Origin of the sequence: Microcystis sp. LE19-41.2A (genome assembly GCF_027530405.1) — a bacterium.
Classification (GTDB): domain Bacteria; phylum Cyanobacteriota; class Cyanobacteriia; order Cyanobacteriales; family Microcystaceae; genus Microcystis; species Microcystis aeruginosa.
The window spans coordinates 1-14799 of record NZ_JAPZQJ010000180.1; the positions used below are offsets into that span (position 1 = coordinate 1).

13 protein-coding genes and 1 pseudogene are annotated in these 14799 nt (G+C 45.1%); 7 read left to right on the top strand and 7 right to left on the bottom strand.

What is annotated here, in order from left to right:
• Positions 1–106: 106 nt before the first annotated feature.
• Positions 107–1546, top strand: a complete 1440-nt coding sequence (locus tag O9290_RS07845; RefSeq protein ID WP_288058755.1) for an aminotransferase class I/II-fold pyridoxal phosphate-dependent enzyme — start codon at positions 107–109, stop codon at positions 1544–1546.
• Here O9290_RS07845 and O9290_RS07850 read toward each other — a convergent pair.
• The gene (locus tag O9290_RS07850) at positions 1538–2911 is read right to left on the bottom strand and encodes a serine/threonine-protein kinase (RefSeq protein WP_288058753.1); all 1374 of its coding nucleotides are present in this window, start codon (positions 2909–2911) and stop codon (positions 1538–1540) included. The genes O9290_RS07845 and O9290_RS07850 overlap by 9 nt on opposite strands.
• A 371-nt stretch (positions 2912–3282) precedes the next feature.
• Here O9290_RS07850 and O9290_RS07855 point away from each other — a divergent pair, with 371 nt between their 5' ends.
• From O9290_RS07855 to O9290_RS07875, 5 genes are read left to right on the top strand one after another with little or no spacing between them, the layout of a single operon-like run.
• A complete protein-coding gene (locus O9290_RS07855; RefSeq protein WP_147072095.1) occupies positions 3283–3813 on the top strand; it encodes a DUF4242 domain-containing protein in 531 nt (176 codons plus the stop codon).
• Positions 3814–3825: 12 nt separating this feature from the next.
• On the top strand, positions 3826–4941 hold the full coding sequence (locus O9290_RS07860) for an acyl-CoA dehydrogenase family protein (protein ID WP_288058751.1): 1116 nt from the start codon (positions 3826–3828) through the stop codon (positions 4939–4941).
• Positions 4938–5720 (top strand): ABC transporter ATP-binding protein, encoded by a 783-nt coding sequence (locus O9290_RS07865; protein ID WP_288058749.1) that lies wholly within the window; start codon positions 4938–4940, stop codon positions 5718–5720. The genes O9290_RS07860 and O9290_RS07865 overlap by 4 nt, the downstream gene beginning before the upstream one ends.
• Before the next feature lie 4 nt (positions 5721–5724).
• Positions 5725–6933, top strand: a complete 1209-nt coding sequence (locus tag O9290_RS07870; RefSeq protein ID WP_288058747.1) for an ABC transporter substrate-binding protein — start codon at positions 5725–5727, stop codon at positions 6931–6933.
• Positions 6934–6945: 12 nt separating this feature from the next.
• Entirely contained in the window at positions 6946–7716 is a 771-nt protein-coding gene (locus O9290_RS07875; protein ID WP_288086881.1) for an ABC transporter permease, read from the top strand.
• A gap of 54 nt (positions 7717–7770) precedes the next feature.
• On the opposite strand, the gene O9290_RS07880 is transcribed toward O9290_RS07875, so the two are convergent.
• The gene (locus O9290_RS07880; RefSeq protein WP_288086883.1) at positions 7771–8124 is read right to left on the bottom strand and encodes a hypothetical protein; all 354 of its coding nucleotides are present in this window, start codon (positions 8122–8124) and stop codon (positions 7771–7773) included.
• Positions 8125–8225: 101 nt separating this feature from the next.
• Positions 8226–9414: pseudogene (locus O9290_RS07890) on the bottom strand (RNA-guided endonuclease InsQ/TnpB family protein).
• Positions 9415–9585: 171 nt separating this feature from the next.
• On the opposite strand from O9290_RS07890, the gene pyrG reads away from it, so the two are divergent.
• Complete coding sequence (gene pyrG / locus O9290_RS07895) at positions 9586–11226, top strand: glutamine hydrolyzing CTP synthase (RefSeq protein WP_002732716.1); 1641 nt, start codon at positions 9586–9588, stop codon at positions 11224–11226.
• Positions 11227–11307: 81 nt separating this feature from the next.
• On the opposite strand, the gene O9290_RS07900 is transcribed toward pyrG, so the two are convergent.
• From O9290_RS07900 to O9290_RS07915, 4 genes are all read right to left on the bottom strand, one after another.
• Positions 11308–11625 (bottom strand): 2Fe-2S iron-sulfur cluster-binding protein, encoded by a 318-nt coding sequence (locus O9290_RS07900; protein ID WP_004159498.1) that lies wholly within the window; start codon positions 11623–11625, stop codon positions 11308–11310.
• A 391-nt stretch (positions 11626–12016) separates the two neighbouring features.
• Entirely contained in the window at positions 12017–12214 is a 198-nt protein-coding gene (locus O9290_RS07905) for a hypothetical protein (protein WP_002731987.1), read from the bottom strand.
• A 31-nt stretch (positions 12215–12245) separates the two neighbouring features.
• Positions 12246–12821, bottom strand: a complete 576-nt coding sequence (def, locus tag O9290_RS07910) for a peptide deformylase (protein WP_002748816.1) — start codon at positions 12819–12821, stop codon at positions 12246–12248.
• Positions 12822–13059: 238 nt separating this feature from the next.
• Positions 13060–14457: a serine/threonine protein kinase gene (locus O9290_RS07915; protein ID WP_288055139.1), complete on the bottom strand. Its 1398-nt coding sequence runs from the start codon at positions 14455–14457 to the stop codon at positions 13060–13062.
• Between the last annotated feature and the right edge of the window lie 342 nt (positions 14458–14799).

The window sequence follows — 14799 nt, forward strand, 5'->3', positions numbered from 1 at the left end:
CCGTCCACCCACCCGCTAGTTCCGCACACCCCACAACCCACACCCCACGCCCGACTTCCCCTCACCCCACCCCCACGACCCCACACCCCACACCCCACTTCTCACAATGCCTTCGCCAGAATCTGCTCCGCTAATATCACAACTGCAAAAAAAAGTCAATAGTTTGGATGTACCATTTTATGCACCAGGGCATAAGCAGGGGGAAGGAATCGGGGAAGATTTAAGTAATTTACTGGGAAAAAGCGTCTTTAAAGCCGATTTACCCGAATTACCCGACCTTGATAATTTGTTTGCCCCGACGGGGGTGATTAAAGAAGCGCAAATTTTAGCAGCCGAGACATTTGGGGCAGATAAAAGCTGGTTTTTAGTCAATGGCTCCAGTTGTGGCATTATTGCGGCGATTTTAGCCACTTGCGGCGAGGGAGATAAAATTATTTTGGCGAGAAATATTCATAAATCGGCAATTTCGGGCTTAATTCTCTCTGGGGCGCAGCCTATCTTTATCAATCCCGAATATAATCCCACTATCGATCTAAATTTAAATATAACCCCCCAATCCCTCGAAAATGCCCTGAAACTTCATCCCGACGCCAAAGCGGTGATGGTAGTCTCTCCCACCTATCAAGGGGTTTGCTGTGACTTAGAAACTATCGCCCAGATTACCGATCATTATTCTATCCCGCTGCTCGTCGATGAGGCTCACGGGGCGCATTTTGCCTTTCATCCCGATTTACCTCCGGCTGCCCTGTCTCTCGGCGCTGATATGGCTATTCAGTCCACCCATAAGGTTTTAGGGGCCTTAACTCAAGCATCAATGTTACACTTAAAAAGCGATCGCATTAGTTACGAAAAAGTCGATCGAGCCTTACAATTAGTTCAAACCACTAGCCCTAGTTATTTGCTTCTCGCTTCCCTTGATAGTGCTAGAAAGCAAATGGCGACGCAAGGACTAGATTTACTGAGCAAAACCCTCGATTTAGCCGCTTCTGCCCGAAAAGAACTCGATAAAATTCCTAATATCTCTGTTTTAGACTTTCCCCATTCTATCCCGGGTTGTCACTGGTTCGATCGCACTCGTTTAACGGTAATCGTCAAAGATTTTGGCTTAACTGGTTACGAAATAGACGATATTTTGCGAGAAAAATACGCCGTCACGGCAGAATTACCGACTTTAAGCCAACTTACTTTTATTATCTCCATCGGCAACCATCGCGAACACATTAATCGCCTAATTACTGCTTTTCAATGCCTTCAATCTCCTGACTCTACCAGTTTACCCCTGACTCCTCCCCCAGTCACGGGAAATTTGGCTATTTCTCCTAGAAAGGCTTTTTTTGCCCCTACAGAGATAGTATCCCGGAAAAATGCCCTCGATCGTCTTAGTGCTGATGTTATCTGTCCCTATCCCCCCGGTATTCCCGTTTTGATGCCGGGAGAGTTAATTTCTCAGGAAGTCCTCGACTATCTGCAAACTATTTTAGACCTCGGTGGCACGATTACCGGCGGTAGTGATGATAATTTAACCACTTTCAGGGTTTTAAAATAATCGCAAAATTATCCGATATATTAGCCCGAAAAAGGCGGTAATAGTAATTGCTCCGATGGCTGCCATCACGGCAATGATAGCAATTTCAGGAAAACTTAGGGTTCCTTGCAGTTGCGGAATTAACAGGAAGGCGAGAGTAATTGCTGCTAGAATCGGTAAATCTCTCCCTTCAATCACTTTTTTAAATAATGCCCAAACTAAGCCACCTAAGATCATAAAAGCGATGACAATTCCTAGCGAGGGTAGTAAACTATTTAAGGCAATTACTAATAATGTCCCCTCAAATCCTGTAAAGGCAGCATTAGCGAAAGTTTCCCCAAGAGAAAAACGGGAAGTTTTTCTAATCACTGGAGAAGCTGGAGGGGATGGAGGAATTGGAGAAGGTGGAGGAGATGGAGGAGATGGGGGAGGTGTATTTAAAGCGGTTAAAACTTCTCCACAGGATTGAAATCTATCCAGGGGATTTGCTAGTAACATTTTATTGAATACTCTTGCTAAATCTGCACTGATGTTGGGGGCATAATTTTGCCAATTCCAGACCTGTTTTTGGGGATCGTATAGATCATCAGGATCGCGATTAGTTAAGAGTATAACACAGGTAGCTGCTAGGGCATATAAATCTGTGGCTGCCGATACCTGATTGCCTAATTGTTGTTCGGGAGGGGCAAATCCAGCTGAGTAAATTGTTGTGGATTTCTCCTGTGTATTATTGGGATTATTGGTAGCCTGTTTTACTGCCCCAAAATCGAGTAAATAGAGGCGGCCATTTTGGGAGCGCATGATGTTAGATGGTTTTATATCCCGGTGAATGGAACCATTTTCATGAATAAATTTGAGGATAAGAAGTAATTCTTTGAGAATGTTTTTGACTTCACTTTCTTGAAAGGGTTTTTGTTGCTGTTGGAGAATTTCTTCTAAGTTTTTACCGTCGATATATTCCTGGGCCAGATAGAAAAATTGCTCTTCTTTTCCCGTTAATTGATTCTTGACTGTTAAAGGGAAAAAAGCATAGAGATCGGGGATTTGGGGATGTTCTCGTCCTAAATCTTCTAAAACGTGCGCTTCTTGAAAAAATAAATTTTTCGCTTTTTCTAAAGCTTGCGGACTTAAATTACCCGAAGGTTGAAATTGTTTGAGTACACATTTAGCTTTTTTGGGACTATAACGATCTAGCGCTAAAAATGCCGCCCCAAATCCTCCTTGTCCCAATAGACGTTCTGGCAAATAACGTCCCCCTAAAATTAATGGCATCCCGCAAGTAGTACAATATTTCTGCTCGATCGAGGTTAAGCGATTGCTATCGTCTAGGTCTAGGCATTGATTACGCGGTCTCGGACAGTGGGGACGCGTGCAAATAACTTCCATAGTCACCGTTTCCCTTGGTACTGCTCTTAGTTTAGCTACTACCGGCAATTCGGGTTAAAATTTTTATTCTTGAGAAAGAGTTACAAAGAGGGTTCGTAGGCCGACACGGATTCCCATTATACTACAAGGTTAGCAGAAATTTTGGAGTTTGTCAAGTCTTTGGCCGAAAAAAATCCAGCCGGATAAGGGCGGTTATTGAAAAAATCGGGTCACGCATATCATTCAAGGCAAGGGTTCTGGCCACGACTTGAGCGAAACGGTCTTGAACCATCCACTCCCGTGTCACCTCGTTTTCAGGCTCTTGAAAATATTGCTTTTTTTTCTCAAAGACAGTAAACTCAAATGTATTGTAAATGTATTTCAGATGAATTATGACTCTATATCTAGTAGAGGATGATCGACAAGAAAGGACCAAAGAACAAGTGAGCGAGATATTGGAGCGCATTGCCACAGTCGCATCAAAATCGCAGGGAGAGTTAATCGAAGCCCTAATCGGTGAAACAGAGGGGCGGTTATTCCTGATTATCAAAGCGATCGATCGCGCCTCCCTCGAACAAGTACTAGAAAACGCTGGGCTAGGTTGGCAACTAATCAAGGAAATGCGCTTGATTGGGCAGGACTTAGCCACTGTGCGAGAGCGCAAAGACAAAGCCAACTATCTAGTACAGTGGAATTTACCTCCGGGGCTAACGATGGAAACTTACCTGCAACGAAAAGCGGAGAAAACCCCCCTTTATGCTCAAGTGCCTGAAGTCAGTTTCGAGCGTACATATATTTGCGAAGACTTGAGTAAATGTCTCTGTTTCTACGATAGTCCCGATGAAGCGGCGGTAAAAAGAGCCAGAGAAGTGGTCGGCGCACCTATAGATAGTTTGACCTCGATTGAAAATATTCACCCCTAGGAGAAAACAATTATGCTTGATCGAGGCTCCGAAATCCTTTCTTTTCTGGAAGAAAGAGCCACTGACCTCAACAACGGTACAGCTAATCTCAACGTCGGTTGGGCCCTAACCAAGCTAGGAGAATCGGGCTGGTTCGGCTATGCTATACCTGAAAGCTTAGGAGGCCGGGGTGGCTCCTTATTACAGGCAGTAGAGGCGATCTCCTCTGTGTCCCAATGCTGCCTGACCACCGGTTTTGTTTTCTGGTGTCAGCGCGTCTTCATTCAATATCTGGCCGCCAGTAATAACACTTACCTACAAAACAAAATTCTACCTGCTGTCCTCAAGGGAGAGATAGCCGGAGCGACAGGACTCTCTAACGCGATGAAGTACCTCGGCGGGATCGAGGAGCTGCGTTTACAAGCAAAGATCGAGGGAGAAAACGTCACTGTCAATGGCTTCCTGCCCTGGGCCTCTAACCTCGACTCTAAGGGAGAATTTATAGTGGCCGTTGCCGCTCAAACCACATCGGGACAAACTCTTATCCTCGCCCTTCCCTCCTTCGCAGAGGGGTTAAAACGGGGTGAAGACCTACAATTATTGGGTTTACAAGCTTCCCGCACCAGTACCCTTGAATTCGATCGAGTTCAGTTATCTCACGACTGGATTATCAGCTTGGAAGCAGCAAAATTTTTACCCTCAGTCCGCCCCTGTTTCTTGCTGTTACAATGCGGACTGGCCCTTGGCATTACGCGTAAATCCCTCGCGGAGACGGAGAAAAGTTTAGGGGGAAAGGCAGCGGTAGCCAGCGATCGTTATTTCTGCGCCCGGGAGCGTCTGACTCGTCTAGAAAAGAAAATCGAGCAATTCAGCACCCTAGAAAGCTTCGATCTCGGAGGGACACGCCAACTATTCACCCTCAGAGTGGACATTACCCGGTTAGCGGTGGAATCCGTATGGTTAGAAGCGGAAATTAAGGGAGGAAAAGGCTATTTCCGTAATAGCGACACGGCCCGACGGCTGCGGGAGGTCGCCTTTTTACCAGTGTTAACTCCGAGCCTGATTCAACTAGAAAGAGAGTTACAACGTCAGTCCTCTACCGATAAAATTCTCACTGGCGAACTCGATCGAGCGGGGGTGAGGGAATGAGTATCGCCACTGATTACCCCGTCCTCAGCCTCAAAAATCTCCATAAACGCTATAAAACCCGCCATGGCTACCGTACCGTTTTTGAGGATATTAACCTACAGGTGCGCTCCGGTGAGGTGGTTTGTTTGCTCGGAGCCAGTGGTTGCGGTAAATCTACCCTCCTTGCTACCGCCGCTGGTTTGCAAAGTGCCGATGGCGGAGAAATACAATTGCACTCACGACCCTTACAAGCCCCAGACATCCGCAGCTCGATCGTCTTTCAATCCCCCGCCCTTTTACCTTGGTTAACCGTTTGGCAAAACGTGGCTTTTGGTTTGAAATTAAAGCGGATGCCCCGCCTCGATCATCAGCAATTACGCGAAAGGGTTCACACCGCCGTTAAAAGCGTCAAACTAGAGGGCTTCGAGCGTGCTTATCCTCATCAACTATCCGGCGGTATGGCTCAGAGAGTTTCTCTAGCCCGCGTCCTTGCCCGCCGCCCCTCTCTCCTCCTCCTGGATGAGCCGTTTAGCGCCCTCGACGCGATCACCCGTTTCGAGATGCAAAAACTCCTCCTAGAAGTCATAGCTCTCTATCACAGCACGGTTCTCCTCGTTACCCACGACATCGACGAGGCCCTGTTAGTGGCCGATCGAGTTCTTCTCATGGGCCGTCATCCGGTGGGCATCCGCCGAGAATGGACGATCTCGATGCCGAAACCCCGTTTCGAGTCAGCGAAGCTTTTGAGTGATCTACGCCAGTCAATTTTTCAAGAATTAGCCCTTGTGATGACACTGTAAATCTATGAACCTACACGATAATTGTGCTTGTTGCGGCATGAGCCGTCGAGATTTCCTGAAACTTTCGGCACTGTTTACCAGTTCCTTCGGAGCAGCGATCGCCGCCGATAATTGGAATCTTCCCGTTAACGCCAATGCCAAAGATCAGCCTGTGAAAATCGGTTATCTACCGATTACGGATGCCGCCCCCCTATTGGTGGCCCACTCGCGAAAACTTTATCAAGCCGAAGGTTTAACTACAGAACAACCGCGCCTATTCCGCTCTTGGGCGCAGATTGTTGAGGCCTTTCTCGCTCGGCAGGTGAACGTTATTCACGTTCTTTTTCCCACCTCGATCTGGATTCGTTACGGGCGCAATTTCCCCGCTAAAATCGTCGCTTGGAACCATACCAATGGTTCAGCCCTCACCGTCCTTCCCGATATTGAAAATCCCAGGGAATTGGGAGGTAAAACGATCGCGGTTCCTTTCTGGTATTCGATTCATAATTTGGTCTTGCAACAACTCTTACAACGTAACGGGCTGAAAATAGTTCGCAAAGCCAAGGACGCGCCGATCGCTTCTAACGAGGTTAATCTAGTGGTTCTCCCGCCCCCGGATATGGTATCAGCCCTTGCCAATAAGAGCATCGGTGGTTATATCGTTGCTGAACCTTTCAACGCGGCGGCGGAAAATCTCAAAACCGGTAGGGTTCTCCGTTTCACCGGCGATGTCTGGAAGAATCACGCCTGTTGCGTCGTCTTTGTTCACGAGGAGGATATTAGGCAACGGAAACAATGGACTCAGAGGGTGGTAAACGCCCTCGTTAAAGCCCAACTCTGGTCCCGGAGCAATCGCTCCGAAGTAGCCCGGATTCTCTCTAAAGATGGTGGAAAATATACGCCTCACCCGCTGCCGGTATTGCAACGGGCGCTTACTTACTATGATCGCAATTTCTATAAAAAAGACGGGGCGATCGAGAATCCAGACTGGCAAGTCAACCGGATCGATTTCCAGCCCTATCCTTTCCCTTCCTATAGGTCGGAACTGGTACGCTTGCTCAAAACCACTCAGGTAGAAGGAAATACGGATTTTCTCCAAAAACTGCAACCCCGACAGGTGGCGCGGTATCTCGTGGATGACTCTTTTGTCCGTAATGCCTTGCAACAGGTGGGCGGACCGAAAGCTTTCGGCTTACCGAATAATCTCTCCCGCATCGAGACGATCAAATTTTAAGAATCCGAACCTATGAAGTCACAATCTTTGACCTCCCCGCCAAGAGCTTTACTACCCTTATGGGGTATCGGTTTTGGATTATTGCTCTGGTGGCTATTTACCAGTCCTCTATGGCACTCAAACCCGATTTTAAATGATTTTTCCCCTGAGCGATCTTTTGTCGCTTTATTACGTCTTTTTGTTGGGGGGGAGATTATGCCCCATATCCTCACCAGTTGCCGCCGGGTTATTGTGGGCTTGGCCCTCGCTAGTGCCATCGGTGTGCCGTTGGGGGTATTAATCGGGTTGTATCGCTCCCTTGAATCGGCTTTGTCAGCCCTATTTCAATTTCTACGCATGATTTCGCCCCTTTCTTGGATGCCTTTAGCGGTGATGGTTTTGGGAATTGGTGATCTACCCGTGTATTTTTTGCTGACGGTGGCGGCCATCTGGCCGATCCTTCTCAATACGGCTGCTGGGGTTAATGCGGTTGATCGCTCTTGGTTGACTTTAGCCCGCAGTCTCTGTGCTACCCGAGGGGAAACGGTTTTCCAGATTATTCTGCCTGCGATCCTCTCCCATCTCTTAACTGGTTTCCGTTTGGCTATAGGTATTATCTGGATCGTTCTTGTCCCGGCGGAAATGCTGGGGGTTAGTGCGGGTTTGGGTTATTATATTCTCGATACACGCGATCGACTCGCCTATTCAGAGTTGATGGCAGTGATTCTCGTTATTGGCGCGATTGGTTATCTGCTCGATTGGGGTTTGCGTCTGGCTCATCGCTCTTGGACGCATCAAGATTAGCCTATTGGTTCAACTATGTGGGAAGTGGGAAGTGGGAAGTCTTGGCGCTTTTCCTTAGTTGAAAGAGCGGGCCAGACGACTAACCCCAGTATGTAATAACTGTTCCAAACTTTGGCGATCGCTGATGGCTTGAAGATTGATCACAAAACAGGTTAAACCCAGTCCAAAGAGGATAAAAGTGGGGGCCATAACCACACCAATCATTAACCAAGTGGCGACGTGGAGAAACATGGTGACAGCGAACAACAAAGCTAGGGAAGCAATGGGGAAGACTTGACGGGTAGGACGACCGAAATAGAGAAAAAGAACGGTTAAAACGGTGGTTACTAAGTTAGCGGGTACTAAAAAGGCACAAATCGAGACGCAATAGTGGCGGGAAAATTCAGCGAGGGTATTAAAATCTATCATTAATATTACTTTACAATTGCCTGAGTCTTAGTACTCTCGATTGTAGCGGAAAATTTACTTGACATCCTCGCCGCCGTAAAACGGACGGCGATTCCCAAACCTCACGATTTGGGTTTCTGCTTCTTTCCCGAAGGATTTTTCGCACCTGCCTTAACAGATTTACTCTGTTCTGGTCTTATGGTCGCTCTACAGACTGACACCGCAAGCCCTGCGGCCAAAATATTTTTACTAGCGTTAATATCTCGGTCATGGTGTGTTCCACAGTCTGGACAATCCCACTCTCGAATATTTAACGGCATTTTCAAGGGCAATATACCCGCAATTACTACACCGCTTAGAACTAGGAAACCATCTATCTATTTCGATGTAATTTCTGCCGTACCAACGGCATTTATAGGCTAATTGTCGGGTGATTTCTCCCCAGCTTACATCAGATATTGCCTGAGATAATTTCGGGTTTTTGACCATATTCTTGACGGCTAAATTCTCAACCACAATCGTTTGATTTTAACGAACTAATTGAGTGGTTAGCTTATGTAAATGGTCTTTTCTACTATCGGTGATTTGAGCGTGAATTCTGGCTACTTCGATTCTTGCTTTTTCCCGATTTTTTGAGTCTTTCTGTTTTCTAGACAGATTTTTTTGCGCCTTTCGCAGTCTCCGATAATGCTTTTTAAAATGCTTAGGATTAGATACTTTATCGCCATCGCTGGTAATCACGAGGCTACTAATTCCTAAGTCAATTCCGATGGCTTTATCTGTTACTGGTAGAGGCTTAATCGTTGGGTCATCAAATCTAATTGAAATATGCCAACGCCCTGAGGGATGTAATCTGACTGTTACTGTGCTTGGTTCACAGCTTTCTGGTATTTGTCTTGACCATCGAATCGCTAAGGGTTCCGTGCATTTGGCTAAATAGATTTGTTTGTCTTTAAATTTAAAAGCAGATTTGGTAAATTCGGCACTTCCTCCTTGATGTTTTTTCTTAAAGTTAGGATACTTAGTACGACCAGCAAAGAAATTAGTGAAAGCTGTTTGTAGGTGTCTTAACCCTTGTTGTAAAGGTACACAGCTAACTTCGTTTAAAAAGTCTAATTCTTCTTGTTTTTTCCAATCGGTCAACATTGAAGAAGTTTCAGTATATCCTACTCTTTCTTGTCTTTCATACCAAGCTTGTGTTCGTTCGTGCAGAGCTTTGTTGTAAACTAATCTTACACAGCCCAATGTGCGCCGCAATAGCGACTCTTGTGTTGGTGTTGGGTAAAATCGGTAAGAATAGGCTTTTTCCATATCTCGCATTCTAGCATATATCGTGTAAATGCGCTAAAATCTGACGGTAAAGCCGTCGTAGAACGACGGGGTTTCAGACCCAAATTTTCGATGAAATCTGGGAAAATGACACCGCCCCATCCCGAAAACTCTCACCCCTTGCTAGGTATAATCGATCGCAGGAAAAATTTTATGAGTAAATTTGTCTTTGTCACCGGGGGAGTTGTCTCCAGTATTGGGAAAGGAATTGTCGCCGCTAGTTTGGGAAGATTGTTGAAAAGTCGGGATTATTCCGTCTCAATTCTGAAATTAGACCCCTATATCAACGTGGATCCGGGTACGATGAGTCCTTTTCAACACGGAGAGGTATTTGTCACCGATGATGGGGCCGAAACCGACCTCGACCTTGGCCACTACGAACGTTTTACCGATACGGAACTCTCCCGTCTCAATAGCGTGACTACTGGCTCGATTTATCAAGCGGTATTGAATAAAGAGCGCCGTGGTGCTTATATGGGGGGAACCGTGCAGGTAATTCCCCATATTACCAACGAAATCAAGGAAAGGATTCTCCGGGTGGCCAAAGATACCAACCCCGATATTGTCATCACAGAAATTGGTGGTACGGTGGGAGACATCGAATCTTTGCCTTTTTTAGAAGCAATTAGGCAATTTAGGAAGGATGTAGGTCGAAATAACGTGGTTTATATGCACGTTACCCTAATTCCTTGGATTCCGGCCGCTAAGGAGATGAAAACTAAACCGACGCAACACTCGGTCAAGGAATTAAGATCGATCGGCATTCAACCGGATGTGTTAGTCTGTCGTTGTCATCTACCCCTACAACCGGGGTTAAAAGAAAAACTCTCAGCTTTCTGTGATGTGCCGGTGGAATCGGTGATTACTGCTCAGGATGCCAGCAGTATCTACGAAGTGCCTCTTAATCTGGAAAAAGAGGGATTAGCGCAACAAACCCTAGAATTATTAAACCTGGGTCCCCGATACCCCCATCTGGAGGAGTGGGAAAATCTCATCCGACAGATGCAATCCCCTAGTCAAAAATTAGAGATAGCTATCGTCGGTAAATATGTGCAGTTGGGGGACGCTTATCTCTCGGTGGTGGAGGCCCTCAAACACGCCGCTATTGCCCTTAATAGCGAGATAGAATTGCGTTGGGTAAGTGCCGAAGATGTGGATAACGATTCGGCCGAAGCTCATTTAAGCGGTGTTGACGGTATTGTTGTACCCGGTGGTTTTGGTATTAGGGGTGTGGATGGCAAAATTAAGGCGATCGAGTATGCTAGGGTCAATAATATTCCTTTCTTGGGTCTCTGTTTAGGGATGCAGTGTTCGATTATCGAATGGGGTCGCAATGTGGCCCGATTAGAAAGGGCCAATAGTTCCGAATTTGAAGAGGATACACCCAATCCGGTGATTAATTTACTGCCAGAACAGGCAGATGTGGTGGATTTAGGGGGAACAATGCGCTTAGGTCTCTATCCCTGCCGTTTAAATCCCGATAGTCTGGCTTTCTCCCTCTACGGTCAAGAGGTTATCTATGAGCGCCATCGTCACCGTTACGAGTTTAATAATGCCTATCGTAGTCTCTTTTTCGAGACTGGTTATCTGGTGAGTGGCACTTCTCCTGATGGTCGTTTGGTGGAAATTATCGAACTACCAAAACATCCTTTCTTTATTGCTACCCAATTTCACCCCGAATTTCGCTCTCGTCCCAATAAAGCTCATCCTCTCTTTTCTGGTTTCATGAAAGCGGCCCTTAAGGGTAGAGAGGAAAAGTTTTCCCTGAGTAGTCAGCATTCAGCTATTAGTTAGGGTTTGCTGGTTCTATTGGCTCAAAATCTGGTTTTTTGGGGGGAAACCCCCGAAAATTTGTCATCTTAACCCCAGTTTGTCCTAGGGTTTCCCGAATTGACGTTGATAAACTACTTCTTCCTTGCCAGATTCCAGTTTAATATCCGAGCGAGGATAGGCCACACATAACAAAGCATAGCCTTCTTTTTGCAGGTCGGGGGATAATCCCATGCCCTCTCCTTGTTCGACGCTACCCTGGGAAAGTTGAGCGGCGCAGGTAGTACATACGCCCGCATTGCAAGAACTGGGTAAGTCAATCCCCGCATCGTAGGCTGCCTTTAGTATAGTTTGATCTTCCCTAACTTCGATCGTTTGTGTTGTTCCTAAATGGGAAATTTCTACTTTGTAGGTTGTGGTCATAGCTAATGAATGATGCTTTGAACTTCACCTATTTTATCATTCTAGATTGCGGATAGAGGAGAGAGGGGGGAAATCTTTACCTAATCAGATTTTCACCGATCGGCAGATAATTGATTGTCATGAAAGATGATAAGTAGGTAGGCGTTAAAAATTATCAGACACCACCCTTATCAACGGGGGACTAAGGGTAGGGTTGATTCATGAATCAACCCTACTATGAATCAACCCTAGTACTAAGGGGGTATCGAACCTAAAAACTATTTTTAATTTAATTATAACCAGCTACTTAAAGTCCTCAAAAGTAGTAACTTTTTCTGGCAATTTGTCCTGTAGTTAAAACAAACAAAAGAGAGAAATAAATTCTCTCTTCTGCAACCGAGGGGAAGTTATTCTATTTGTAATTGGCTCTCGTGTCTTTAACCGCCGCCCAAAAAAATAGGGCTGTTAGTGGCACACTTGCCGCTAGAATTAGGCCAGTGGTGGTATTGCCTAAATCCGGTTCTCCCGAACTAATTTCAAAGACACAACCCACACCAGCGATCGCTGCAATACAGGATAATAACAATAAAACGCCGCTTTTCGGGGTCATTTTCACTCCTCACCTAAATTAACTAATGCCTTTATTTTGTCACTTTCTCGACCGGTTTCACCGCTTGCACGGAAAAACCGTGTTTTTTTAATTCTTCATTGAGTGCCAAATCGTTATCTACTCTGTCCACGAACATGACACCATTAAGATGGTCCATTTCGTGTTGAATTACCCGCGCTAGTAAACCGTTAGCTTGCAGTTTTCGCGGTTTCCCCTGTTCATCTTTATAACTCACTTCGATCGCTTGGGGACGGATGACATCTAAAAACACATCGGGAATACTCAAACAACCCTCTTCCGCTTTGCACAATTCCCGACTATAACCGATAATTTGGGGATTAATCAGAATTAGGGGCGGATTTTCGGGTTTATCGTGTTCACAATCGATGACAATCAATTGTTTATTGACTGCCACTTGCGGAGCCGCTAAACCGATACCATTGGAACTATACATAGTTTGCAGCATTTCTCTGGCTAATTGGCGGATGCTGTCATCGACTTTAGCAATCCGCTTGGCCGGTTGACGCAGGACTCGATCGCCGAGATAATGCAGTTCTAAAGGGGGTTTTTCTAATTTGCGTTTTTCTACGGTAATAGTGGCGCTCATAAACTTAATTATCGATGGGATGCACAATTTTGATCTTAGTCACTGGCTCTGGGGGATTTCTCAGGAAAAGGGAGAAAAAAACCCAGACCCTTCATAAAATTTTACACCGCTCACAGACAGTTCGTCTATATCAGGGGGTGGGAAGTGGGGAGTGGGGAGATTTTTCAGTTATCAGTAAGCAGTAATCAGTAATCAGTGGGGGAGTGGGGAGAGGGGAGAAAAAGCTGATTGTAACTGGTTACTTATTAGTAATTGGCATTCCTAACCATTGACTTAATTCTGCTGCTAACCATTCAATTTCGGGTTGACTCAGATATTCTTTTGTTTTACTGCTAATAGTATATTCTTTAGTCCCCACCCAAATAGTTAAAGCCATCGGTACATAAACTCGATCGCCATCACCATCTTTGCTATGATAACTATCAGCTTTCACCAGTTTATTAATATGTTGCCGTGCCATTTTATTTTTGCCTGGAAGTGTCAAACCACAAATTCGCTGAATGGCAACAATTTCTTGACTATCAATAGTGATAATTTCCTCCCCTTTGAGACAATAAATAATCTGGTAAAGCATTCCTAAACCCACATACCAAAAAGGCAAGGAAAAGAGCAGAAAAAACCAACTTATCCACAGAGGAATGGAAACTGCTCCTCCTGTCCATACTAATAAAAAAGCGTTCCAAGCGATAGCAAAGGCTCCAAGATAAATTAATTTAGGGGTAAAACCTTCGGGAGGTAAAGATATTTTAATTTTCTCCTCGCTTTTTTGCAACTGTACCCGACTACCTGCTGGTTTTTCAAGGTTCGAGGAAGTTAATTGCATTTCGTGGAGAGTATTTAAAGCTTGATTTGCTGCCTGTGCTGAAACAAACCTTTTCTCGAGACTAGGTTCGATTAACTGCCCTAACCAATGAACAAAAGCAGGGCTTAAATTGGCTAAATTATTTAATTGAATTTTGCCATCTTTTTGGGGTAAATCGGCGGGATGAATGCCTGTAGCTAGATAGATTAAAGTCGCTCCTAAACTGTATAAATCAGAAGCGGCAACGGTGCGACCACCGAATTGTTCGGGGGGCATATAACCGTAGGTTCCGACGATAGTTAAAGTGGCCTGTTCCTGTGGAGCAACAGTCTGGACAGAACCAAAATCAATTAAATAGACATTGCCGATACTATGGCCCGATCGATCTTTTAGTAAAATATTACTAGGTTTCAAATCCCGGTGGATAATTGGCGGGTTAAGTCCATGGAGATAAATTAAAATACCTAGGATAGATTTAGCTAATTCTTGCAGGTCTGCTTCACTAAATTTGCGACCATTTTCTATCTGTTCCTTGAGAGATTTAGCCTCGATATAACTCTGAACAAGGGCAAAACCTTGATAGGTATCGGTGCGAACTTCAAAATAGTCGATATATTCAGGAATCGAGCGACAATCTAGATGTTTAAGAGTTTCGGCCTCCCGTTCAAAGAGTTTTAAATCTGTCCATTCAAAATCGGGACTGAAGATTAATAATTTGACGACAACAGTAGCGCCCGTTTTTAGATCTTGGGCGAGAAAAGTGCGTCTTCCGGTTTGTTTACCTAACTGACTTTGAATTTGGTATCGATCGCCTAAAATTTGCCCTGGCAGCATACAATATATTCCTAGGATAATCCTAATTCTAGGCTAATCGAGAAATTTCTCAACCGCAAGCTAAGAAAACGGAAGTTTGACCGAATCATCAAAACTTTAGCATCTCCCAGGATAACTGCGGTGAAATTCAATTATATCGCCCGTTTTTCGCCAATTCCTGGACCAGGCTGAGGGAGGTATTTTTTCAGGTTAAAAGAGAAAATATACTTTGCACGGCTACAACTTGCATTTTTTACTCAAGGACAATAATATAGTTTAAGAGTCATAATTAGAAGCAAAGCACTCATTAAAAACATGATTAACCTAGAATTCACGGAAGAAGAAAAGAACTCACTGTATTAT